This window comes from Mucilaginibacter pankratovii (genome assembly GCF_014773265.1).
GTDB lineage: Bacteria > Bacteroidota > Bacteroidia > Sphingobacteriales > Sphingobacteriaceae > Mucilaginibacter > Mucilaginibacter pankratovii.
Genome location: NZ_JACWMY010000004.1, coordinates 217,926 through 240,176, shown reverse-complemented (window position 1 = coordinate 240,176; position 22,251 = coordinate 217,926). Strand labels below are relative to the sequence as shown.

Annotated in this window: 23 protein-coding genes and 1 riboswitch; of the genes, 6 read left to right on the top strand and 17 right to left on the bottom strand. The window is 45.7% G+C overall.

Features of this window, described 5'->3' with window-relative positions; all coding sequences use genetic code 11:
• Positions 1-39: 39 nt before the first annotated feature.
• The 5 genes from IDJ77_RS09575 to IDJ77_RS09555 all read right to left on the bottom strand — a co-directional run bounded on the left by IDJ77_RS09575 (position 40) and on the right by IDJ77_RS09555 (position 3,177).
• Positions 40-618, bottom strand: a complete 579-nt coding sequence (locus IDJ77_RS09575; protein WP_191188719.1) for a hypothetical protein — start codon at positions 616-618, stop codon at positions 40-42.
• Positions 619-800: 182 nt separating this feature from the next.
• Entirely contained in the window at positions 801-1,544 is a 744-nt protein-coding gene (gene fabG, locus IDJ77_RS09570; protein WP_191188718.1) for a 3-oxoacyl-[acyl-carrier-protein] reductase, read from the bottom strand.
• A gap of 176 nt (positions 1,545-1,720) precedes the next feature.
• The gene (locus tag IDJ77_RS09565) at positions 1,721-2,095 is read right to left on the bottom strand and encodes a hypothetical protein (protein ID WP_191188717.1); all 375 of its coding nucleotides are present in this window, start codon (positions 2,093-2,095) and stop codon (positions 1,721-1,723) included.
• 167 nt (positions 2,096-2,262) lie between these two features.
• On the bottom strand, positions 2,263-2,649 hold the full coding sequence (locus IDJ77_RS09560; protein WP_191188716.1) for a hypothetical protein: 387 nt from the start codon (positions 2,647-2,649) through the stop codon (positions 2,263-2,265).
• Between the two features lie 6 nt (positions 2,650-2,655).
• Positions 2,656-3,177, bottom strand: coding sequence for a hypothetical protein (locus IDJ77_RS09555; protein WP_191188715.1), 522 nt, complete (start codon positions 3,175-3,177; stop codon positions 2,656-2,658).
• A 325-nt stretch (positions 3,178-3,502) separates the two neighbouring features.
• Positions 3,503-3,696, top strand: a riboswitch (cobalamin riboswitch).
• 167 nt (positions 3,697-3,863) lie between these two features.
• Between IDJ77_RS09555 and metE the strand changes: the two genes are divergently transcribed.
• The 3 genes from metE to IDJ77_RS09540 all read left to right on the top strand — a co-directional run bounded on the left by metE (position 3,864) and on the right by IDJ77_RS09540 (position 7,044).
• Positions 3,864-6,167: a 5-methyltetrahydropteroyltriglutamate--homocysteine S-methyltransferase gene (gene metE / locus IDJ77_RS09550; RefSeq protein WP_191188918.1), complete on the top strand. Its 2,304-nt coding sequence runs from the start codon at positions 3,864-3,866 to the stop codon at positions 6,165-6,167.
• 49 nt (positions 6,168-6,216) lie between these two features.
• Positions 6,217-6,609 (top strand): acyl-CoA thioesterase, encoded by a 393-nt coding sequence (locus IDJ77_RS09545; RefSeq protein WP_191188714.1) that lies wholly within the window; start codon positions 6,217-6,219, stop codon positions 6,607-6,609.
• Between the two features lie 102 nt (positions 6,610-6,711).
• Positions 6,712-7,044 carry a hypothetical protein gene (locus tag IDJ77_RS09540; RefSeq protein WP_191188713.1) on the top strand — a complete coding sequence of 111 codons (333 nt, stop codon included), beginning with the start codon at positions 6,712-6,714 and terminating at the stop codon, positions 7,042-7,044.
• Between the two features lie 60 nt (positions 7,045-7,104).
• On the opposite strand, the gene tatA is transcribed toward IDJ77_RS09540, so the two are convergent.
• The 7 genes from tatA to IDJ77_RS09505 all read right to left on the bottom strand — a co-directional run bounded on the left by tatA (position 7,105) and on the right by IDJ77_RS09505 (position 13,739).
• Entirely contained in the window at positions 7,105-7,293 is a 189-nt protein-coding gene (gene tatA, locus IDJ77_RS09535) for a twin-arginine translocase TatA/TatE family subunit (RefSeq protein ID WP_191188712.1), read from the bottom strand.
• 90 nt (positions 7,294-7,383) lie between these two features.
• The gene (locus tag IDJ77_RS09530) at positions 7,384-7,782 is read right to left on the bottom strand and encodes a hypothetical protein (RefSeq protein ID WP_191188711.1); all 399 of its coding nucleotides are present in this window, start codon (positions 7,780-7,782) and stop codon (positions 7,384-7,386) included.
• A 9-nt stretch (positions 7,783-7,791) separates the two neighbouring features.
• Positions 7,792-7,995, bottom strand: a complete 204-nt coding sequence (locus IDJ77_RS09525; protein WP_191188710.1) for a cysteine-rich CWC family protein — start codon at positions 7,993-7,995, stop codon at positions 7,792-7,794.
• A 160-nt stretch (positions 7,996-8,155) separates the two neighbouring features.
• Positions 8,156-8,887, bottom strand: coding sequence for a hypothetical protein (locus tag IDJ77_RS09520; RefSeq protein ID WP_191188709.1), 732 nt, complete (start codon positions 8,885-8,887; stop codon positions 8,156-8,158).
• A gap of 338 nt (positions 8,888-9,225) precedes the next feature.
• Complete coding sequence (locus tag IDJ77_RS09515; protein WP_191188708.1) at positions 9,226-11,601, bottom strand: ribonucleoside-diphosphate reductase subunit alpha; 2,376 nt, start codon at positions 11,599-11,601, stop codon at positions 9,226-9,228.
• Positions 11,602-11,738: 137 nt separating this feature from the next.
• Positions 11,739-12,713 (bottom strand): ribonucleoside-diphosphate reductase small subunit, encoded by a 975-nt coding sequence (locus IDJ77_RS09510; protein WP_191188707.1) that lies wholly within the window; start codon positions 12,711-12,713, stop codon positions 11,739-11,741.
• 654 nt (positions 12,714-13,367) lie between these two features.
• Complete coding sequence (locus IDJ77_RS09505) at positions 13,368-13,739, bottom strand: methionine-R-sulfoxide reductase (protein WP_191188706.1); 372 nt, start codon at positions 13,737-13,739, stop codon at positions 13,368-13,370.
• Positions 13,740-13,954: 215 nt separating this feature from the next.
• On the opposite strand from IDJ77_RS09505, the gene IDJ77_RS09500 reads away from it, so the two are divergent.
• The gene (locus IDJ77_RS09500) at positions 13,955-14,431 is read left to right on the top strand and encodes a hypothetical protein (protein ID WP_191188705.1); all 477 of its coding nucleotides are present in this window, start codon (positions 13,955-13,957) and stop codon (positions 14,429-14,431) included.
• Between the two features lie 187 nt (positions 14,432-14,618).
• Here IDJ77_RS09500 and IDJ77_RS09495 read toward each other — a convergent pair whose 3' ends face one another.
• Together IDJ77_RS09495 and sucD are read right to left on the bottom strand one after the other, a co-directional pair.
• On the bottom strand, positions 14,619-16,139 hold the full coding sequence (locus tag IDJ77_RS09495; protein ID WP_191188704.1) for a serine hydrolase domain-containing protein: 1,521 nt from the start codon (positions 16,137-16,139) through the stop codon (positions 14,619-14,621).
• 237 nt (positions 16,140-16,376) lie between these two features.
• Positions 16,377-17,255 (bottom strand): succinate--CoA ligase subunit alpha, encoded by an 879-nt coding sequence (gene sucD / locus IDJ77_RS09490; protein ID WP_191188703.1) that lies wholly within the window; start codon positions 17,253-17,255, stop codon positions 16,377-16,379.
• Between the two features lie 283 nt (positions 17,256-17,538).
• Here sucD and IDJ77_RS09485 point away from each other — a divergent pair, with 283 nt between their 5' ends.
• Complete coding sequence (locus IDJ77_RS09485; protein ID WP_191188702.1) at positions 17,539-17,745, top strand: hypothetical protein; 207 nt, start codon at positions 17,539-17,541, stop codon at positions 17,743-17,745.
• A 203-nt stretch (positions 17,746-17,948) separates the two neighbouring features.
• On the top strand, positions 17,949-18,716 hold the full coding sequence (locus tag IDJ77_RS09480) for a peptidase associated/transthyretin-like domain-containing protein (RefSeq protein ID WP_191188701.1): 768 nt from the start codon (positions 17,949-17,951) through the stop codon (positions 18,714-18,716).
• Positions 18,717-18,991: 275 nt separating this feature from the next.
• Here the strand turns inward: IDJ77_RS09480 and IDJ77_RS27625 are convergent, their stop codons facing one another.
• The 3 genes from IDJ77_RS27625 to dctA form a co-directional block, all read right to left on the bottom strand.
• Positions 18,992-19,102 (bottom strand): cysteine peptidase family C39 domain-containing protein, encoded by a 111-nt coding sequence (locus tag IDJ77_RS27625; protein ID WP_224751030.1) that lies wholly within the window; start codon positions 19,100-19,102, stop codon positions 18,992-18,994.
• Positions 19,103-19,106: 4 nt separating this feature from the next.
• Positions 19,107-20,663 (bottom strand): TlpA disulfide reductase family protein, encoded by a 1,557-nt coding sequence (locus IDJ77_RS09470; RefSeq protein ID WP_191188700.1) that lies wholly within the window; start codon positions 20,661-20,663, stop codon positions 19,107-19,109.
• A gap of 177 nt (positions 20,664-20,840) precedes the next feature.
• Entirely contained in the window at positions 20,841-22,076 is a 1,236-nt protein-coding gene (gene dctA / locus IDJ77_RS09465) for a C4-dicarboxylate transporter DctA (RefSeq protein WP_191188699.1), read from the bottom strand.
• Between the last annotated feature and the right edge of the window lie 175 nt (positions 22,077-22,251).

Here is a 22,251-nt window from a genome sequence, read left to right as displayed (position 1 = left end):
TGGGCCGACGGATGGGATGATCCGCCGACCCATTTATATTTAATCCTCCGTCGTCTCCGCGCCATACTTTACGCCTCGCTTTATAAAAAACGTCCTTAGCATATCGTACTTCTGTTCGCAATATTCAACCGGTTTTGTCTTAGACGAGCTATAGTAATATTTCCAGCACTGGAAGCAGAATTTGATATATTGGGTAATGTTTCCTGCACTATCTAAAAACAATATCGCGTTTCTTGGTTCGTAGCAACTCATTTCTTTTTCAATACGGTAGAATGTCCCCTTTACGGGTGTATAGCCAACATTGTATAGAATATCCGTTAGCGAGTCGATACCGCCACCACTGAGTGTTTTTTCCTCTTTTATTTTACGGTAGTTGACCGCGAATCTATTAGGTGCCAAAGCGGCAATAACAGCCACGGTATCGCTATCAACCTGGCTCCCACTAATTATCTTTCCCTCGCTACCATATATAATCGGGTCATGCGGCTCAGTGTATTCAAAAGAAATGAGTTTTATTTTGCCGGCGTTGGCAAAGGGAAAGAAAGAACGCCGTTCCTTTGCCGAATATCTATTCGTATGCAGGCATTGAAAGTTTCGCTCTGCTCTCTCCTCTTCCACCTTTGTAAGGGGGCGAGGTAGGCGAGCCGGCCGCTTCTTCTGCCCAAAAGCACAACAAGTTAGCAGCAGCAATAAAACGATAAATAGGGTTTGGCGCATCAGGTTTATTTCACTTCCAATATAAAACAAAAAAGCCAAAAACCTTCGCGGCTTTTGGCTTTCATCTTTATGCTTTTGGCTTACTACAACATCCCGCCATCAACAGGGATTACCTGCCCGGTGATGTAGGCTGCCATATCTGATGCCAGGAACACGCAGGCGTTGGCCACGTCTTCTACCTCGCCGGCACGTTTTAATGGTATTGCTGCTGCCCAGCCCTCTACTACTTTAGGGTCCAGCACGTCGGTCATTTCGGTGCGGATAAAGCCCGGGGCAACCACATTGGTACGGATATTACGCGAGCCTAATTCTTTTGCTACGGATTTGGAGAAACCAATGATACCCGCTTTTGAGGCGGCATAATTAGCCTGGCCTGCATTGCCCTGCACACCTACTACCGAACTCATGTTAATGAACACACCCTGGCGGTTCTTCATCATAATTTTTGATGCCGCTTTGGTTACGTTGAAGATGGATTTTAAGTTCACATTCAAAACTTCGTCCCATGCTTCTTCGGTCATGCGCATCAGCAGGCCGTCTTTAGTGATGCCGGCGTTGTTCACCACTATATGTAAAGTGCCAAAATCGGCCACAATATCGTTTATTAGTTTCTCGGCTTCGTCGAATTTGGAAGCGTCGCTACGGTAACCTTTTACCTGCGTGCCAAAGCTTTGCAGTTCAGCTTCCAGTGCTTGCCCTTTTTCTACCGAAGAAAGGTAGGTGAAAGCTACGTTAGCGCCATGCTCGGCAAATTTCTCGGCAATTTTACGGCCTATACCTTTAGATGCACCAGTGATCAGCGCGGTTTTTCCTTCTAATAATTTCATAATTTAGTATGAGTTTATGGGTGGCGAAGGTAAGGAATTAGTCCGAAAGTTGGAAAAATGCAGGAATGTGTATTGGGCTTCAAGAAAAGCGGGGAGTACTGGAGGGTTAAATCAAGTCCATAGAAATGGGGGGCTTTCTACGGGCTTGTTCATCAAAGCGGTTTTTGTTGGATGTTTTAGAAGGTGGTATTAAAATAAGTACCTAAGGAACCGTCGTAACAACGGGCGGTTACATTTAAGGTGCCACCGCAATTAACCGGGATGGTAACAGAGGTACTGTAAGTAGTACTGCCAAAACCTCCGGTAGTGCTGCAACGATAATAACCGCCATAAGTGTAATAGCTGGCGTTAGTGCCACTCCAGGTTACGGTTACGGTGCCATCTCCGTTGTAAACTTTGCTAACGAAGGTAACCGTAGCGTTGCAAGTGAATTTGCGGGTGACCGCCGCCTTTTTTGCCGGTTTAACAGGCGCGGGTTTAACCACAGTGAACGAATAAAAGCAGGCCAAAACAAGGCCCATTACAAGGCTGTAGAATAGTTTGTTTCTCATTTTTGTATAATTTAAAGGTTTATAAATGGTAGAAGTGCTACCGCTTTGGTTATACTAAAGGTAAGATTATATTGCTCAATAGTATAATATATATTACCCATTATTAAATAATTAATAAAAGAGAAAGTATTCAACTAAATATTGCGTGCAGGTATATTACCCAGGTGCTATTCCACATCGCGCACCCAAGGCTCCTCGCCATTGAAGCAGATATTACGATTGGAGGTATCGAGTGCAAAATCCCAGCGTATTGTATCTGTTGCATCGTTGTGCACATCAGAGCAGGTGTAATGAAAGTGGATGCCGAATTTGCATTTACAATAACCCGACAGACTTTCAACATTAAAACCGCTATCAATAATTTCAAACTCTGCTACCTCCGGTGAGCCGCCGTCCTTATTATGATAGGCTACCAGGCCTTCGCACATAGCCCGGTAATCAGGGCTGTTTATCGGGCCGAATAAGCGGGACAAAAACCCTGATATATTTAATTGCTGTTTTACAAGCTGTTTTAAGAGACCATCTTCAACCTTCAGCGAGAATTTTTCTCCCATCCCCTGTTATTTCAAATATTCTTTAGGTATCGGGTTGGTTTTGCTCTCTCCATCGTAATACCAGGCAATCAGCCAGAAACGTTTGCCATCATTATACAATTCTATGCTGTTAATGCCACGCGCGGTTACCGGCCCGCCTGCAACAGTACGGCTTTCATAAGTGCTCCAAACATGGTAAATGCTGCCAAACTTTTCCACCTTGCGCGCTATCTCTGCTTCTACAAAGCCCTCCTTGGCCAGCGAGGCATCGCTTAATTGATGGTACTCGGGCAATGTCATGTAATGTAGTGCCTTGCTTCCATCCTTCTTTTGCATCACGTATCCTACACGCGGGTCGGGTATGTGCAGGCAGCTATCGCGCTGATAGCTGGGCATCTCTCCCTTTTTTACGGTAACCACGTCATAGTAGGCTTTCATGATGCCATCCAGTGTACCTACGTTGTCGCCATATTTGGTTAATACTTGCGCCGACGCAGGGCGGATTAATGCTGCTGTAACGAACAGCGCAATTAGCAATATTTTTCTCATGAGAATTGGTTTTGATGGTTTAAAGATAGGGGATTTGGGACGATTGGCAAAGGAAAGGGTTAGTCGGAAGAAACCAATAGCCGATCGGTAATGTCCGCTTGGCAATTCAACTCACCCCCAGCCCCTCTCTGCTTCGCAAAGAGGGGAGCTTTTTTTTCCCCTTTCTTCACCCTCTTTGCGAAGCAGAGAGGGGCGACCAGCGTAGCGTAGTCGGGGTGAGTTAAACACCCACGCGCCCCCCTCTTGCCCTATGGCAACAAACACCCACCCGCCTTTCCGCATTGCTTATTAGTTTACTTAATAGCTATATTTACCCCAGTTCTTTACTTTATTTCAAACTTGAGGTTCCCGGGTAATACCGGGATTAATAAGGAACCGTGTGAAAATCACGGGCTGTCGCGCAACTGTAAGTAACGCAGCAAATTATTGCCACGCAAGCCCATTGTACCGCCAAAACGGTATGAGAAGGGCGGCAATAATGTTACAAGCCAGGATACTTGCCACAAGTTTTAAGACAATGCTTTCGCGTTATGAAGCAGTAGTCAGAGATAAAACGGGTGTCCGCATGCTTTTTTAAAGCCTGGTGTACCGTTGTGTCTTTTATTACCACTCCCCACGAAAGCATACCGAAAACCGTAAGGAGCATTAATTCATCATTAATGTTTAACCAAAAAAGTTTTATGCGTATGCTCAAAAACAACCTCGGGTACCCTCGCGTAGGGGCCCATCGCGAACTCAAAAAGGCCAGTGAACAATACTGGGCGGGCACCATTAGCCGCGACGATCTTTTTACCATAGCCAAAGCCATCCGCCGGCAAAACTGGCAGTTGCAGCAAGATGCGGGTATCGACCTCATTCCCTGTAACGATTTTAGCCTGTACGATCTGGTGCTGGATACCTCGCTAATGCTGGGCGTAATTCCGCAGCGGTACAACCCCGTGCTTACCCAAAATCCGCAAAACAAGGAGGTAGACCTGTACTTCGCCATGGCTCGCGGCTATCAAAAAGACGGGCTGGATATTACCGCCATGGAAATGACCAAGTGGTTTGATACCAACTACCATTACATCGTGCCCGAATTCACCGCCAATCAGCAGTTCCGTGTTTTTTCCGAAAAGGTATTCGAAGAATTTAACCTGGCTAAACAGGCGCTGGGCACCGTACCAAAACCGGTGTTAATAGGCCCGGTGAGCTATCTTTTATTAGGGAAGGAAAAGGAAGCGGGGTTCGATAAGATCAGCCTGATTAAAAAGCTGGTGCCGGTTTATATCGAGATCCTAAAAAAACTACAAAATCAGGGCGCCGTATGGGTTCAGCTGGATGAGCCATTTCTTACTATGGACCTGTCCCGGGAGGAAAAAGATGCCTTTATTTATGCTTATGCAGAAATTAAAAAGCATTGCCCAAACATCAAGACCCTGCTTACTACCTATTTCGACAGTCTTCACAAAAACAGCTTTTTGGCGGTTAGTCTACCCGTTTGCGCCCTGCATCTCGACCTGGTGCGCGCGCCCGGGCAGTTAGACGAAGTATTAAAATTAATCCCCGGGCAACTTACCTTATCCCTTGGTGTGGTAGACGGGAGGAACATCTGGAAGAATGATTACATCCGTTCGGTTGGCCACATCAAAACAGCCGTTGCTGCCATTGGTGCCGACCGTGTAATGATTGCGCCAAGCTGCTCGCTGCTCCACACCCCGGCCGACCTTGACCTGGAAACCGCCATCAATCCCGAAATAAAGAATTGGATGGCCTTTGCCAAACAGAAACTGAACGAGATTAAGGAGCTGGGCGAAATTATGGAAGGCAACACCCCGTTGCTGCTGCAGAACATAAAGGCCATATCGGCCCGGAATTTATCCAAGCTGATTCACAAGCAGGCCATAAAAGAGCGCGCAGCGGCCATAACAGATGCAGATGCCACCCGCACAAGCGAATTTAAAACCCGGCAGAAAATACAGCAGGACAGGTTTAAGCTGCCGCTGTTCCCCACAACCACTATTGGTTCGTTCCCGCAAACGGATGATATCCGTCAGCTGCGGGCCAAGTTGAAGAAAGGCGTTTTATTGCAGGAGGAATACGATGCCGAAATTGAGCATGCCACTATAGGAGCCATCCGCTGGCAGGAAGACATTGGTATTGATGTATTGGTGCACGGCGAGTTTGAACGCAACGACATGGTGGAATACTTTGGCGAACAGCTCGACGGATTCCTCTTCACCAAAAATGGCTGGGTGCAAAGCTATGGCAGCCGCTGCGTAAAACCCCCTGTAATTTATGGCGATGTGAGTCGCCCCCGCGATATGACGGTAAGGTGGAGCAGCTTCGCGCAAGCCAATACACAAAAGCTGATGAAAGGCATGCTTACCGGGCCGGTAACTATTTTGCAATGGTCGTTCGTTCGGGATGATCAGCCGCGTTCGGAAACGGCCAACCAGATAGCCCTGGCTATTCGTGATGAGGTGGTTGCGCTGGAAGCCGCCGGCATTAAAATGATCCAGATAGATGAGCCCGCCATACGCGAAGGCCTGCCCTTGCGCAAAGCCGATTGGGATAAATACCTCGACTGGGCGGTTAAGGCCTTCCGCATTTCGGCAAGCGGCGTGCAGGACGAGACGCAGATCCACACGCATATGTGCTATAGCGAGTTTAACGATATCATCCGCCATATCGCGCTGATGGATGCCGATGTGATCACGATAGAAACATCGCGCTCGCAGATGGAACTGCTGGAGGCCTTTGCCGATTTTAAATACCCTGCCGAGATCGGCCCGGGCGTGTACGACATCCATTCGCCCCGCGTGCCGGCGGTTGAAGAAATGGTAAGCCTGCTGGAAAAAGCAGCGGCGTTACTCCCCGTCGGCAATATTTGGGTAAACCCCGATTGCGGCCTCAAAACCCGCAAATGGCCCGAAACACAGGCTGCATTAACGCATATGGTTGAGGCGGCAAGGGCCGCCCGCGAAATTTTCAGCAAACAAACTGTTTAATAACACAGCATCCGCCCGGCTCAAAACCGGGCGGATCTATATTTATCCCATGACCGTAGAAGAAAGAACAAAAGCTGCCGAAACACGCATCTTTAAAGCCGTTTTCCCCAACACCACCAACCATTACGATACCCTGTTTGGCGGAACCGCCATGGCGCTGATGGATGAGGTTGCCTTTATAACCGCCACCCGTTTTACCCGCAAAACCATGGTAACAGTATCGTCTGACAGGATTGATTTCAACCAGCCCATCCCGGCGGGTACCATTATAGAACTGGTGGGCAGTGTATCGAACATCGGCAACACCAGCCTGAAGGTACTGGTAGAAATTTATGTGGAAGAGATGTACAGCTTCAGCCGCGAAAAGGCTATCACGGGTACTTTTACCTTTGTGGCGATAGATAAAAATAAGAAACCGGTGAAGGTGTTAGAGGATAAATAATTCGGTATTAGCAATAGTGGTTTCGGAGCGGTTCCCTTTCCTGTAAATAATTAAAACGCCAACCGCTATTTTGTGTTAAGCTATAACACATTAGCCCGCAATATGATAACTGCCAAGATCATCCGCCACCGCCATAAGTACCATCATTACATGAACGACGACCTGAAAGAGGTGACCGAGGAAACTTTCTTTAAGATCGTTTTCTCCGAACCCTCAGAGATGGACCTGTTTAAAGAATGGATTGTAAAACACGATGGCGAGTACAAATACAACAAGGAAGAAAGCAAACAGGAGGGAAAATTTCCAAAAGTGCCCATGTTTCATGATGAGATCTGCTGGTGCGATATCATGACCTATTACCTGCTGCATGTGGCAAAATACAGTTTCCACTCTACCATCAGCCCGTATAAGGGCGAAGTGTATGTAAGAGATTAAGGTTGAGGAAATCCTATAAATTGTAAAAGGCCTCTTAGCGAGGCCTTTTACAATTATAACTTAAATGTTATTTTCTTTTGGCGATGCAACCGGTACGGGTTGTGGCTCTGCGTTAGCAGCGCTTTGGGCCTCTTTAAATTCTTTTACGCCTTTGCCAAGGCCGCGCATCATTTCGGGTATTTTTTTACCTCCAAATAATAACAAAATTGCGACCAATATTAAAATGATCTCCGGTGCTCCTAATCCCATGGTATGTGTTTTTAATTGATGTTTGTTAATGTACTTACGCAAAAAACAACGTTACGATTTTATATTTGTTTTTTAATATGCAATTGCCGCCTAATAAACCAGTGCCAGCGGCCCGTCCTTTGCTGCAAATACCGACCAGCCGGGTTTGTCTCCATGCCGCAGTTCGGCTACAAACTTTCCGTGTAGCATAATAGCAGCCTCTATCACTTCATCCTCAGATTCGTCCCACTCGCAATACACCTGGCTCACATCGGATATAGGTATCATCAAGGTGTCTTTTTTTATATAATCTGCAGGGTTTAGGGGTGGCATTTCATCGGTATTTAAAAAAGAGCCCGCAGGTGTTGCGGTGCTATTGTACAGCCATACATCAGAAACAATGTCTTCATAAAAAAGGAGATATGCATAGGCTACACGCCCGTTATCTTCTACAACTATGGCGTAAGCATCATCAAACGGACAGGGTATAGATAAGTAAAATGCAGCCATATGATATTATTATAAACTCTCCTGGTATTCCTTCTGCAGATCCAGCAAACAACTGGCGCAGAGGCAGCCATCATAAAGTTCGCTTACGTATTGTACCTCGTTGATACTAAGCTGCACCGTGCTGCACTGGCATTTGGTGTAAGAGTTGGCCTTGCATTCAAACGCGCTTTGGCAGCGCTCGCAGTGTAATATTTCGTGTTTGGCGGAGATCATATTGTGAGTCGGAAGTCGGGAAGACCGAAAAGTCCGAAAGATTTAATTCTGTTTCGAAAGTCGGAAAGAAAAAATTTCTATTTATCATCAAAACGTAAAAGGCCGGCAAACTGTACAGCTTCCCGGCCTTTATTATCACAGGGCAATTATTTCTGCGTGCTTAAAACTGGTATGTTAAAAAAATATTCCCGGCAACAGAGTTAAATCCTTTGGTAACGCTTCCGCCGGTACGGGAGTTATAGTTTGCACCTACGGTGCCCAGGCTGTAACGTCCTTCCAGTGCCATGCCCAAACTGCGGCTCAACATAAAGTTGAGTCCCACCTTTGGTGCAATGTAAGTGCTCTGCGCATTGGCGACCTCTTCGGTGCTCGAAAAATTGGTATCGTCGATAGTGATCTTATAGCTTACCATTACAACCCCGCCGTTTACGCCGCCGTACACGTTTATATCGCTGCTGAGGGGAAGTTCGTAAGCTATGCCCAGATACAAGCCAATGCCCTTCAATTTACTAAATGTAGCGCCATAGTAATCGGTATCATCGTAGCTTATCTGCAGGGTATCCTGTAAGGGTTTATAGCTGCGGTAATCAACTGTTGCGGAATAAAGCAAGTGACCCATCCTGCGGAACAGGTTAACGCCAAAGGTTGGCGAACCCTTGTAACTCTGTTTCACTTCGCCCAGCGGAGATTCGTAACCGCCGTTAAAGCCTATCATCCAGCCATCCTGGTTAACATGGCCGCCGCTGCTGCTGTTACTGCCGCTAAGTACATCGCCATCGGCATTCATACCCCGGTTACGCTGGGCGTTTGCTGCCGAATAAACAAATAGAGTTAAGACGAAGGAAAGGATGGATACGCATAATTTAAAGCGCAGATTATGATAGGGGGCCATTTATAAGGTGAGGTTATATGTTTCCCCCTAATTAACGCAATTCTTTTGATTTTTGGGGAAAATATTTGAAATTGAGTGGGCGGGTAAAAGGAGGGGCTTTGACAAACCTTTATCCGTCGCGTCATTGCGAGGCACGAAGCAATCTCTACGTAAAGACAAACGGACTTGCAAAGTGGCTTTGCTTATGGGGAGATTGCTTCGTGCCTCGCAATGACGTGCAGATTGTATACGGCTTAAAAACGCAAAAAGGCCGGGAAACATTTCAGTTCCCCGGCCTTTATTATGTAGTGCAAATCCTTCTTTCGGACTTGCCGACTTTCCGTCTTTCGGACTAAAGCTTAAGCGCTACAAGTTACACAGCCTTCTTCCATCGAGCATGATGGGCCGGCTGGTACGTCCTCGGTGCTGTTGTCTGCAACAACTTCTGGTATAACAGCGTCCATGTTTTTGCCGCCCTGGTTCTCCACAGTAAATTTAACCGCTTGCGATGCTGCCTGTGTACGCAGGTAGTACATACCTGTTTTAAGGCCTTTCTTCCATGCGTAGAAGTGCATAGAAGTCAATTTGCTTGCATTTGGCGAGTTGATGAACAGGTTAAGCGACTGCGACTGGCAGATGTACGCGCCCCTATCGGCAGCCATATCGATGATGTTACGCATTTTGATCTCCCAAACGGTTTTGTAAAGCTCCTTGATGTCGGCAGGAATTTCTGCAATGTTCTGGATAGAACCGTTTGCGGTGATGATCTTATCTTTAATGCTGTTGTTCCATAGGCCCAGGTTAACCAGATCGCGCAGCAGGTGTTTGTTTACAATAACAAACTCTCCGCTTAATACACGGCGGGTGTAAATGTTTGAGGTGTATGGTTCAAAGCACTCGTTGTTACCCAATATTTGTGATGTTGACGCAGTTGGCATCGGCGCTACTAACAGCGAGTTACGCACACCATGGTTCATTACATCCAAACGCAGGTTTTCCCAATCCCAACGGTTGCTTGCCGGTTTTTCGTTCCACAGGTCGAACTGGAATTTACCTTGTGATAGCGGTGAACCTTTAAAGGTTTCGTAAGCGCCATCCTGTATAGCCAGATCCTTAGAAGCCGTCATGGCTGCAAAGTAAATGGTTTCGAAGATCTCTTTGTTCAGCTGTTTTGCAGCTTCGCTTTCGAATGGTAAACGCAGCAGGATAAAGGCATCGGCCAAACCTTGTACGCCTAAGCCAATCGGGCGGTGGCGCAAGTTGCTGTAACGTGCTTCTTCTACCGGGTAATAGTTGTTATCGATGATCTTATTCAGGTTTAAAGTAGCCTGGTAAGTTACCTCGTACAATTTATTGTGGTCGAATTCGCCGTTGATCACGTAACGTGGCAATGCCAACGATGCCAGGTTACAAACCGCAACTTCTTTATCAGAAGTGTACTCGATGATCTCGGTACAAAGGTTAGAGCTTTTGATAGTACCCAGATTTTGCTGATTAGATTTCGCGTTGGCAGCATCCTTGTACAACAGGTATGGTGTACCGGTTTCTACCTGGCTATCCAAAACGGCAAACCAAAGTTCCTGTGCTTTAATGGTTTTGCGGGCACGGCCTTCACGCTCGTAACGGGTGTACAGTTCTTCAAATGCTTCGCTGTGGCAATCGGCTAATCCCGGTGCTTCATGCGGGCAGAAAAGGCTCCAGTCCTCGTTGGCCTCAACGCGTTTCATGAATAAGTCGCTTACCCAAAGAGCGTAGAACAGATCGCGGGCACGCATTTCTTCTTTACCGTGGTTTTTACGCAGATCCAAAAATTCGAAGATATCTGCATGCCAAGGCTCTAAATAAATAGCGAAAGCGCCTTTACGCTTGCCGCCGCCCTGATCTACATAACGGGCAGTATCGTTAAATACCTTTAGCATTGGGATAATGCCGTTGCTGGTACCGTTTGTACCGCTGATGTACGAGCCTGTAGCACGCACGTTGTGGATGCTTAAACCGATACCACCGGCGCTCTGCGAAATTTTCGCAGTTTGTTTTAATGTATCGTAGATCCCCTCGATGCTGTCATCCTTCATGGTTAACAAAAAGCATGATGACATCTGTGGTTTTGGTGTACCCGAGTTAAACAAGGTTGGCGTAGCGTGTGTAAACCAGCGCTCGCTCATCAGGTTGTAGGTTTTGATAGCGCTATCGATATCCTCTTTGTGGATCCCAACCGATACACGCATAAACAGGTGCTGCGGGCGCTCGGCTATTTTACCGTCGATCTTTAACAGGTACGATTTCTCCAAAGTTTTAAAACCAAAGTAATCGAAACCGAAGTCGCGATCGTAAATGATGCTGCTATCCAGTATCTCGGCGTTATCGCGGATGATCTCGTAAACATCGTCGGCTAATAAAGCGGCGTTTTTGCCTGTTTTTTTGTCAACGTACTCGTACATACGTTTCATGGTTTCCGAGAACGACTTGGTGGTATTTTTGTGCAGGTTACTTACCGCAATACGCGAAGCCAGCAAAGCATAATCTGGGTGCTTGGTAGTTAACGATGCCGCCGTTTCTGCTGCAAGGTTGTCCAATTCAGAGGTGGTAACCCCATCGAACAAACCCTCAATAACTTTTTTGGCCACATCAATTGGGTCCACCAGGTTAAATCCGTAACACAGTTTTTCAATCCGAGCTGTGATCTTGTCGAATTTCACTGATTCTTTTCTGCCGTCGCGTTTTAGTACAAACATATTGGTTAGTATTTAATAGTTAGTGTCAAAGTAAGGGAGTACTTTAAACCAACAGTATATATATAATTAATTAAGGGTCGTGTTGTTATTAATGCATTTCTAAAGCCCTCTCCTTTGGAGAGGGTTGGGTGAGGCATCTAAAAATCTTCGTCTAAAGAGAATGATTTGTTCTCCGGCGTACCATTAAGCACCCCGCTCTTTTGGTAATCGCCTACACGTTTCTCAAAGAAGTTGGTTTTACCCTGCAGGCTTATCATCTCCATAAAATCAAACGGGCACGATACATTGTAAACTTTAGGATAGCCCAATTCATCCAGCCACCTATCGGCAACAAATTCGATGTACTGGCTCATCATTTTGGCGTTCATGCCTATCAGACTTACCGGCAGCGCGTCGCTTACAAATTCTTTCTCTATCTCTACAGCATCGGTAATAATTTTGGTTGCAGCTTCGGTAGAAAGTTTAACATCCAGCATTTTGTACAGCAGGCAGGCAAACTCGCAGTGTGAACCTTCGTCGCGAGAGATCAGCTCATTGCTGAAAGTCAATCCCGGCATTAGGCCGCGTTTTTTCAGCCAAAAGATAGAGCAGAAACTGCCCGAGAAGAAAATGCCTTCCACAGCAGCAAAAGCTACCAAACGCTCGGCAAAGCTGCCATTGTTTATCCAACGCAGTGCCCACTCCGCTTTTTTGGTTACGCAAGGGATAGTATCTATCGCGTGAAACAAACGGTCTTTTTCGGCCGGATCCTTTATATAAGTATCAATTAATAAAGCATAGGTTTCCGAATGGATGTTCTCCATCATGATCTGGAAACCGTAGAAGCAGCGTGCCTCGGGCAGTTGCACCTCGCTCATGAAATTGATGGCCAGGTTCTCATTTACAATACCGTCGCTGGCGGCAAAAAAGGCCAGGATGTGCGATATAAAATGTTTTTCGCCCGGGTTAAGGTTCTCCCAGTGTTTCAGGTCGTCTGATAGATCTATCTCCTCGGCGGTCCAGAAACTGGCCTCTGCTTTTTTATACATTTCCCATATCGCGGGATACTTGATGGGGAGGATAACAAAGCGGTCCTTGTTCTCTCTCAGCAATAATTCGGTTTCCTCTGGCATCTCGTATTTGTATGTTTTAATTTCTAATTTTCAGTCCCTTTTTTCGCTCTTATAGCTATTTTGCGTACGGCAAGTTTGCAGACAGGTATGCCACACGAGTTTTAAAATGACAGACAAAAGCTGCCCTTAATTACTCGTCCCAAACACCCTCACTTATCTGCTATTAAACTTTTATTTAATACACATAGCCCATGAACTTAACATGGTTTTATTCCTGTTTTACCGACGGTAGAGAGCGGTAAACGGATAGCGTTGAAAGAACTTATAAGCCAAAGATAGGGTATCGTGCTGTTTGCTGTTAGTCTAAGTTTTTAACACCCCCTATAAGTTATAAACAACAGAAAATATTTTTTGATATTATTGCTGATCCCACTCAAATTTCAACCTGCTAAGCACCAATGTATTAGTGCGGCTACCTAAACCCAGTTTGCGCAAAAGTTGGTAACATTCGCATTACATTAACTTCATTTTTAGTTTACCTTAAACAGACAATTCGACGGTAAAAAAAAGTGCCAATCAGGCCAAATTAAGCGCTTTATGAACCAGGTAGAAATACGGTATTTTGCTCCCTCCTGTTCACATCATAAATTGTGGAAAACAAAAATTCCTGCCATTTTCTGTGGCAGGAATTTTATTAAAATTTTGCCACGCCAATTATTTTACATCATCCGCCGAAACGAATTTCATCGACAGGGAATTTACGCAGTGCCGGGTGTTTTTTGGTGTTAAATACTCCCCCTGGAAAACATGGCCCAGGTGAGCGCCGCAGTTGGCGCAAAGGATCTCGGTACGGCGGCCGTCGGCATCGGTTTCCCAGCGTACAGCGCCGGCTATCTCGTCGTCAAAGCTCGGCCAGCCGCAATGCGATTCGAATTTTGACTCGGAGGTGTACAGGGGCGCGTCGCAGCGCTTGCAAACGTACAGGCCCTGCGCCTTATTATTTAATAAGCCCCCGGTAAAGGGGCGCTCGGTTCCTTTATGTAGTATTACGTATTCTTCTTCGGGTGTTAGCTTGTTGTATTCCATTGATAATTTTGAATGAGTGAATTAGCGATTGAGTGAATAAAAAGCTTTCCGCTTTTACCTTTACCCTCTCTGCTTTCTACATAAATATACGACAATCAATGCGCATTAAATATTCTGAAAGCCGATGTTTACACTGGTTTGACGGACGCAGGATAGCCTTTTATTTCCACAACAATAGCGCTGCAAATCCGTTCAACAGGTATAAATTAAGGCTTATGAATTTTATACTGATACTGGCTTTTTTCTTTCCGATCCCTCAGCACACAACAACAGCTACCTTAATACAACAAAAGACCGATACAGCATCTATAGACACCTCCAGTTATGCTGTGTTGCCCTTCAATCCAAACCGCGACAGTTTCATCTTTAGTGAGCATTTTAAACCGGCAAACATTTCTGCAGACGATATTAAAAAGATAGAAAAGATCATTTCCGTAACCGTTGCCGAGCATAATAAGCAATCAAAAAGCATCATCAGCAAACCCGGAAAATACTACAAGCAGATCATCGCGGTTACCAATGCAAACGGACAAAAAGAAGTTTGGGTAAACTGCTTTTGCACCCCTTACGAAAAGCGGCACTGGCGCAAAGGGGTTGTATTGGTCTTAGACGGCGGCCCTTGCTTTTTCAACATCAAAATAAACCTGAGCACCACTACTGTAATGAGTTTGGCGGTGAATGGGGTGGCGTAGCGGCTTCTTTTAAAATCCCGTCATTGCGAGGCACGAAGACAACCGACCAAAGGGAGCTCATTGATGCCTTAAAGAAAAAATTAAAACGTCAATAATCTCTACGCAGGACAAGCCGCCTTGCAAATCCGACCTACTTATCGGGAGATTGCTTCGTACCTCGCAATGACGCTGAGGAGAGGACTGGCGGCTATGGCGTTACCACATCCAAATGATACTCCTGTATCAACGGCGGATTCTCGGGCGTAAGCGTAAAGCTTACGCGGATGTTGGCCTTCTCGCCTTTGATGATAAAATACCCGCGTAGCTGGTTCTCGGCAACAATTTCACCTATGCTTACGGTTTTACCCGCTTTGGCGAAGGCATCATCGGCAGCAACTTTCAGTTTATCGGGAAAGTAATCTAAAAAGAAGTTATCGGCAAATATGCCGCTGGCTTTGGCGGTGTTCCAATCAGCAATAACTTTTAGCAGTTCTGCTTTGCGTTTGTTGAGGATAGCGGATGGCGGCAGCGTACGCGGTTTGATACCCGAGAGCATCAGCAGAGTATCCAGCGCTGCATTGTTGATAGGCGCTGCACGTGCGTACGTTACGTTACCAAAGGAGACGATCCCTACACCATAATCGGGCATTACGTTCCACTGGCTGCCGAAACCGGGCAGGCCGCCGGTATGCCCCACGTAAATGCGGTTATCGCAATCCTTCATCCACCTTAATCCATAGGCGTATGCGGTAACATTGGGGCATGGCCTGCCGGTTGGGGTTTTAGCGTTGGCGGTTAAATAGTTTACATCCCATGGGTATTGCATCTCACGCACCGAACTGCGTTTAACCGGGCCGGTCTCCGCGTCATTTCTTGGCGGCCAGGCATCCAGGTGCAGGGCCATGTATTTGCTAAAATCTTCTATGCTGGTAATAAGCCCGCCCATGGCACCGTAGGCGCCATCGTGCAGCAGGGGTTGCTCTACCCATTGCCCATCCAGCCAGCGGTAACCGTGGGCCAGCTTATTTTTGGGTACCTTATCATACTCCCAATAGGTATGCAGCATACCCAGCGGCTTTAAAATATTATCGGTGATATAGGTTTGATACGTTTTGCTGCTCACCTTTTTGATGATGTAGCCCAGCGTAGCAAAACCCAAATTGCTGTACTCGTAACCTAAGCCGGGGTTGGTAGAAAACTGTACGCCTTTCTTATAAATAGCAATCAATTGGGCATCGCTAACGGCCAGTTGCCTGTCGCCCCAGGGGTTATCCTCAGGGTAGCCGGCGGTGTGCGTAAGCAGGTTTTTAATGGTGATGGGCGTAGCATCTTTGGTGAGGTATTTAGTACCCTTCATTTCGGGGATGTACAAATACGCCGGATCATCCAGCTTTAGCTTCCCTTCATCGCGCAGCTTTAATATGGCCATGGCGGTGAGGCTTTTGGTCATGCTGGCAATGCGGAACTCTGACGTAGCATCCACCGGGAGTTTTTTGGCGATATCGGTATAGCCTATGCCGCCGGTATGCACCAGCTTGCCATCCACCACAATGCCATAGGCCGTGCCGGGCCAATGGTTTTTCTCGGCATAGTCTTTATATAACTGATCGATAACCGGGTAGGTAGCTTCGATCTTTTTCAACCGGTCCGCATCGGTAAAGGCAGCCGGTTTGTATTGGGCTATGGCTAAAGTTGGGAGGAATAAAAGGAGGCAGAGGGATTTGCGCATGGTGATTATAGTCTGAATCAGAATTTACCGAATTTAAGAATTTTCAGAATATTGTCTGAACTCGAATTAAACGAATTTATAAAATTGGCAGAATACTAACCTGCTCAACAAATTCTGCTCATTCGACAAATTCGTTTAATTCGAGTTCAGACCACAAAAAAAGCCCCGGTTTCTCAACCAGGGCTTCAAATATATTAGTGAAGGTGCAGATCACCTTTCAGCTTTAACCTTTTACCTTTAAACTAACTTCGCCAGTTCCTCTGCCATGGCAGCGCCAATTTCGGCAGGAGATTCTACTACGCGGATACCGCACTCGCGCATGATAGCCATTTTCGCAGCTGCAGTATCATCGGCACCGCCAACAATTGCACCTGCGTGGCCCATACGGCGGCCCGGAGGCGCTGTTTGGCCGGCAATAAAGCCAACCACCGGTTTGGTACCGTTTTCTTTTATCCAGCGGGCAGCTTCGGCTTCCATGCCGCCACCTATCTCGCCTATCATAATAATACCGTGGGTATCAGGGTCGTTCATTAACAATTCAACTGCTTCTTTGGTTGGGGTACCAATAATTGGATCGCCACCGATACCGATAGCGGTGGTGATACCTAAACCGGCTTTAACTACCTGGTCAACCGCCTCGTAAGTAAGCGTACCCGATTTTGAAACTACACCCACATTACCTTTTTTAAAGATAAAGCCCGGCATAATGCCAATTTTGCTTTCGTCAGCAGTGATAACGCCCGGGCAGTTTGGCCCGATAAGGCGTGCATCTTTGTCTGATAAGTATTCTTTCACTTCGATCATATCCTTTGTAGGGATGCCTTCGGTGATACAAACAATAACCTTAATGCCCGCTTCCGCAGCTTCCATAATAGCATCGGCACCAAAAGCCGGTGGTACAAAAATGATAGAAACATCGGCACCGGTTGCAACAACCGCGTCTTTTACGGTATTAAAAACAGGCCTGTCTAAATGGGTTTGGCCACCTTTGCCGGGTGTAACACCACCTACCAACTGGGTACCATACTCAATCATCTGCTCTGCATGGTAAGTACCTTCTTTACCGGTAAAACCCTGCACTATTACTTTAGAATCTTTATTTACGAGAACGCTCATCGGCTTTTTGATTTTTGTATGGCAAAGCTAAGTTTATTGCCATTAAAGTCAAATTAAATTTTGCGCCCCACGTATTTTTTACATCCGTGTGAAAGGCGGCGCTTCCACGTCTTTTTCAAAGTACGTAACATATCTCCCGCCGGGCGGTTCAGTCCATAAAGCGGTGCCTTATTCAAAAATTCGACGAAGATTACAGGTGGATATGGACAAAGCACGCTTATCCCTAAACAGGCCTAACCAACAGGCTACGCGAAAAACAACTTAGCTAAAGGTAACTGAAGGCATGGTTAACCAACAATTAACAACAAGCCTGCTCAACAAAAACTATTGTATCGGGTCGCTGAGTTTAAGATACGCCAAGCGCCGTTCATTAGCTACTGCCGGCTTGCGGACAGCAACGGCTACCGGCTTATCATATAAATTAAACACCAGTAAAATAAGCAAGGGAACGATAAAAAGCATAAGCAAAACCAAACATATCACTACATAAATAATGCGGGATAGCTGGGGGTGAAAGCCGCGTTCATGGTTAGATGTTGTATTCATATTTGTAGGCTGATGTACTTAATTACACCGAACTGGTAACTAAATAACCATCAGTTAAATAAATTGTTTACACAAGGTTAAATATTTGTTGTTAAAGTGTGTTAAACTTTATTGCTCATACTATTTAGATGTTACTTTTATACGCAAATGAAACACCTGATGTTTGTGCCGCTGCTTTTTTTATTTAAGTATGCCGGCGCGCAGGTAGTCACCGGCAAACTGATTGATAAAGACACCCGCCTGCCAATAAAGTACATTTTTATCGCATCAAACTCGGGCAGCGCCTTTGCCGATGCTAACGGCGCATTTACGCTAAAGATATCTAATATTCTTGATACAATACGCATAAATTCTATGGGTTATAAACCTTTTAAATTAGCCGCCGCCAACTGGGGCAATTTCAGCCGCACCATTGAGTTGGAAGTAAAGTATACCCAGTTAGGCGAGGTAACTATTAAGGCGAAGAAAAACTACTATAAAGATTCGGTAAGCCTGCGGCAGGAATATGCCAAACAGTTCAATTTCAGAGGACCGCGCTTCAACGAGATCATACGGATGCCCTCAACGACCATGCCCTTTGCCGGCGTCAGCATTGATGTGGGCAACCTGTTTAGGGCCATCAACAAAAAACACACCCGCGATTATAAATTACAGCAGGTGCTATTACGTGATGAGCGCGAGGCTCACGTAAGCGCCCGTTTTACCAAAACGCTGGTAGCCGGCATCACCAAATTACAGGGCGATTCGCTGGAAACCTTTATGGGCAGCTACCGGCCAACGGCCTCGGCGCTGGATAAGCTGAGCGATTATGATTTGATACGGTATATCAAAAGTAATTTGGAACGGTTTAGGCTGAGTGGGGGAAAGAAGAATGTGCTGCCAAGGATGTTGAAGGATGGGGAATCGTTGGAGTAGTGGGTTTGGTATAGGTTATACTACCGTCATCGCAGGGTCTCTCGAAGAGGACCCTCCGGCCGAAGGACAGTATTGAACATGCATTAGCAATGCCTGGTTCGATATGCCATACGTGAATGCTCTGTTTCCGCAGGGTCCTTTTTCAAAAAGACCCTGCGGAAACAGAAACCACTATCATATACTTTCAATTAAAATAATAGCGACCTGAAGCCCACTTTTTCCGCCGCATCGCTGATGCCTAAAAGCGACCCCCCTTCGCGGTTGATCTCGCAAAGTTACCTTAAGGTTTGTAGCCTTATGTTGCGCCCAAAATGTTTGGCTACCATACGAAGGCAGGTGGGGCCGCAGTCCATTTGATCGGGTTGTTTGTAAAAGGGGAATGGCATGATATTACAAACCAACATTATTAAACAACGAGATCTTCGTTATCATTTCTTCCAGCATTTCCTGGTTCCTATCATTTATAAAAAAGTCAGAGAATATCACTCTGCCTTTACCATCAAAGAGATAGTTGGTAGGTGCACTAAATACCCGGGGAAGATTTCCCTTCATATTATTTGGTTCATCTCTCAATGGAATAAATGTATATCCCCCATTATTTCTTATTGGCAAAACATGGTTTTCTTCTATATTATTCAAATTAATGGCCAAATAAACCACCTGTTTTTTATCGAATTTCTGCAGAACTTTTTCAAATTTCGGAAACTCGGCCAAGCACGGAAAACAGCCTGGAAACCAGTAGGTAAGTAGCACCACTTTTCCTTTATAATCGGAGAGAGAGATCTGTTGATTGTCGATGTAGCTTCTAAGCGAAAAATTTGTAGGTTGCCACGCATTTTTTTCAAATTGCTGATAAATAAGTTTATCCAAAGCACAACTATCGATCTCTAATTTTTTCGCATAACGAAGCATTTCGCCATAAATTTTTTTTGAAGGCCGAACGGAGTATAATGCCATTAAGGTATCAATACCCTCACGGGTTTGGCCTGCAGCATCCATCACTTCCGCCTTTAACTTTGTCAGACCCTCCTCTGCGTCAATGGTAATTCCTAATATTTTACTATTACCTAATGAAGCTTTTTTTATAGTAGCAAGAGCCTCCTGCACAGCATTCTCGTTTAACAATTTCCGTGTTTCAATAAAGCTTCTGGCGACCTGTAGTCTTTTTTTCCATAAATCTCTGTTGGTGTTGATCTTTAAAGACATTTGTAAAGCGACGTTGAACGCTTCCTCTGGGTTTGAACCTAATAATTCTTCAAAGTAGGTTTGTAAAGCGACATTTACCCAAGGTAATTGAGCCTTTTGATCCATTTTTAATAACGCTTCAAAGTATGCACTTTTTACATTTTTATTGATCGGCTCCCCGGCCGCAAAATACAAAGCTTCAGCAGCCTTCTCCGAATTAGGAAACCTGGAAGCTAAGTCAATCAATAATGAATCATAGGTTATTTTATTCTCGTCTCTATATGATAAAGCATATAGAAATGCGTAATTCACATTTTTTGCTTCAAGCGATTTTGCCCTGGAGAGGTATTTTTGTGCAATTTTCTTGTTATTCAAGCCATACTGATAAAGAGATAGCTCGTACCAGGCTGGCGCAAGTGCTGTATCAATAGCCACAGCCTTTAACAAATAGCGTTCACAAGCACTATTGTTACTTCTTTGTAAAGCTTTACCTATAGCGAAAGCCGCTATGGCATTTTGAGGGTCTTTACTCAACCATCTATCGTACCGCTGCATCACAGGAGAATCGATAACGTTAAAAAAATTTAAAAACTTTTCGTGAGCCCCCAGATCATGCGGAGTTTTATTTACGAGTTTAATTAATTCATTTTCCCTCTGCTTATCGAATTTAGTAAGGGGCCTGCTTTTCTTCTGCGCGACGGCACTGTTAATAAAGCAAGAAAAGAGAAAAAATACACAAAGAATCAGCCTGTAGAATTTCATAACCTTAGGATGTAGAAATAAATAATAAACCGGGAGACTGGTCTCCCGGTTTGTGAATTGACCTTTAGAAAACTAAAGATATAAATAACTGATTTAGAGAGCGAAGATTATAAGTATTTGTTCCTCCCGGCTGCGCAATTTATATGGCAAACGATTCAAAAACTACGGTCGGTATTATCACCGCGCCGCCACCGGCTCTACAAACTCCTTCTCACTCTTCGCCACCACAATAGTAGCCACGCCATTGCCTATCACATTGGTAATGGCCCGCGCTTCGGACATAAACCTGTCAACCCCTAACAGTATCGCCACACCTTCTACCGGGATAACTTTAATGGCTGCCAGCGTTGAAGTAAGCACAATGAACCCGCTGCCGGTTACGCCTGCCGCGCCTTTGGAGGTGATCATGAGGATGCCGATAATCGTGAGTTGCTGGGCAAGCGACAGGTCGATCTTAAACACCTGCGCCAAAAATATAACCGACATGCTGAGGTAGATAGTGGTACCATCCAGGTTAAAAGAATACCCTGCCGGGATCACCAGCCCCACTACGGATTTGGAGCAGCCGAATTTTTCCAGTTTCTCCATCATCCCGGGCAGGGCCGATTCTGAAGAGGACGTGCCCAATACGATAAGGATCTCCTCTTTAATATGCTTGAGGTATTGCCACAGGCTGAATTTGTACAGGTAGCAAATAAAGTTGAGCACTACAAAAATGAACAGTGCCATAGTGATGTATACCGATGCCATTAGCAAAGCCAGCGGCTGCAGCGTTTTGATGCCATAGGTGCTGATGGTGTACGCCATCCCGCCGAAAGCGCCCAAAGGTGCCACCCGCATTACTATCTTCATGATATTGAAGAACACCTTGGAAAGTTTTTCGAAGGTATGGATAACCGATTGTCCCGCCTCTCCCATCCGGCTTAGTCCGAACCCGAAAAGGATGGCGAAGAATAGGATCTGCAGAATATCGCCTTTGGCAAAGGCCTCGAAAACGTTGCCGGGTACAATATGCGCCAGAAAATCTATCCACTTCATATCAGCTGCGGCTTTTTCATAAGCGGCCAGTTTGCTGGCATCAACCGGCGCATGGGTATTAATAAAACCTGCACCAGGTTTCACCAGGTTGGCTACTGTAACACCAATGATGAGCGCCAGGGTGGTTACCAGTTCGAAATAAAGCAATGCCTTGCCGCCTACCCTGCCCACTTTTTTCATATCGCTCATGCCGGCGATGCCCAGCACAATGGTGAAGAAAATAATGGGGGCGATAAGCATGGTAATTAAACTGATAAAAGTTTTGCTGATCACCTGCGCCGTGGGCGCGAAGCCCTTAAAATATAAACCCACCACTACGCCCAAAAAAATAGCGAATAAAACCTGGAAGGTAAGGTTGCCGAGGATACGTTTCATCAAAACAATAATACGATTATTTTGGGGGAGTGGTGAGTAGGGAATTGTGAGTGGTGAGGGAGTGGTTACGGGCCATTGCCGGCCTGAAAAAAGTGGTTTTCAGGCAGCGCCAAAAGGGAAGAAAAACATTCCTAAAAAATTGAAAAAAATGCAAAAACACGCAGATTTTCGGAAG

Bases quoted from the DNA above. Each gene is read 5' to 3' on its own strand.
- IDJ77_RS09525 (WP_191188710.1), bottom strand. From the start codon at position 7,995: ATGATCTCCGCCAAACACGAAATATTACACTGCGAGCGCTGCCAAAGC.
- IDJ77_RS09485 (WP_191188702.1), top strand. From the start codon at position 17,539: ATGGTTAACCAACAATTAACAACAAGCCTGCTCAACAAAAACTATTGT.
- IDJ77_RS09565 (WP_191188717.1), bottom strand. From the start codon at position 2,095: ATGAGAAACAAACTATTCTACAGCCTTGTAATGGGCCTTGTTTTGGCC.
- IDJ77_RS09515 (WP_191188708.1), bottom strand. From the start codon at position 11,601: ATGTTTGTACTAAAACGCGACGGCAGAAAAGAATCAGTGAAATTCGAC.
- sucD (WP_191188703.1), bottom strand. From the start codon at position 17,255: ATGAGCGTTCTCGTAAATAAAGATTCTAAAGTAATAGTGCAGGGTTTT.
- IDJ77_RS09495 (WP_191188704.1), bottom strand. From the start codon at position 16,139: ATGCGCAAATCCCTCTGCCTCCTTTTATTCCTCCCAACTTTAGCCATA.
- IDJ77_RS09480 (WP_191188701.1), top strand. From the start codon at position 17,949: ATGAAACACCTGATGTTTGTGCCGCTGCTTTTTTTATTTAAGTATGCC.
- IDJ77_RS09500 (WP_191188705.1), top strand. From the start codon at position 13,955: ATGAATTTTATACTGATACTGGCTTTTTTCTTTCCGATCCCTCAGCAC.
- IDJ77_RS09560 (WP_191188716.1), bottom strand. From the start codon at position 2,649: ATGGGAGAAAAATTCTCGCTGAAGGTTGAAGATGGTCTCTTAAAACAG.
- IDJ77_RS09520 (WP_191188709.1), bottom strand. From the start codon at position 8,887: ATGGCCCCCTATCATAATCTGCGCTTTAAATTATGCGTATCCATCCTT.
- tatA (WP_191188712.1), bottom strand. From the start codon at position 7,293: ATGGGATTAGGAGCACCGGAGATCATTTTAATATTGGTCGCAATTTTG.
- metE (WP_191188918.1), top strand. From the start codon at position 3,864: ATGCTCAAAAACAACCTCGGGTACCCTCGCGTAGGGGCCCATCGCGAA.
- dctA (WP_191188699.1), bottom strand. From the start codon at position 22,076: ATGAAACGTATCCTCGGCAACCTTACCTTCCAGGTTTTATTCGCTATT.
- fabG (WP_191188718.1), bottom strand. From the start codon at position 1,544: ATGAAATTATTAGAAGGAAAAACCGCGCTGATCACTGGTGCATCTAAA.
- IDJ77_RS09555 (WP_191188715.1), bottom strand. From the start codon at position 3,177: ATGAGAAAAATATTGCTAATTGCGCTGTTCGTTACAGCAGCATTAATC.
- IDJ77_RS09470 (WP_191188700.1), bottom strand. From the start codon at position 20,663: ATGAAATTCTACAGGCTGATTCTTTGTGTATTTTTTCTCTTTTCTTGC.
- IDJ77_RS09505 (WP_191188706.1), bottom strand. From the start codon at position 13,739: ATGGAATACAACAAGCTAACACCCGAAGAAGAATACGTAATACTACAT.
- IDJ77_RS09540 (WP_191188713.1), top strand. From the start codon at position 6,712: ATGATAACTGCCAAGATCATCCGCCACCGCCATAAGTACCATCATTAC.
- IDJ77_RS09545 (WP_191188714.1), top strand. From the start codon at position 6,217: ATGACCGTAGAAGAAAGAACAAAAGCTGCCGAAACACGCATCTTTAAA.
- IDJ77_RS09510 (WP_191188707.1), bottom strand. From the start codon at position 12,713: ATGCCAGAGGAAACCGAATTATTGCTGAGAGAGAACAAGGACCGCTTT.
- IDJ77_RS09530 (WP_191188711.1), bottom strand. From the start codon at position 7,782: ATGGCTGCATTTTACTTATCTATACCCTGTCCGTTTGATGATGCTTAC.
- IDJ77_RS27625 (WP_224751030.1), bottom strand. From the start codon at position 19,102: ATGCCATTCCCCTTTTACAAACAACCCGATCAAATGGACTGCGGCCCC.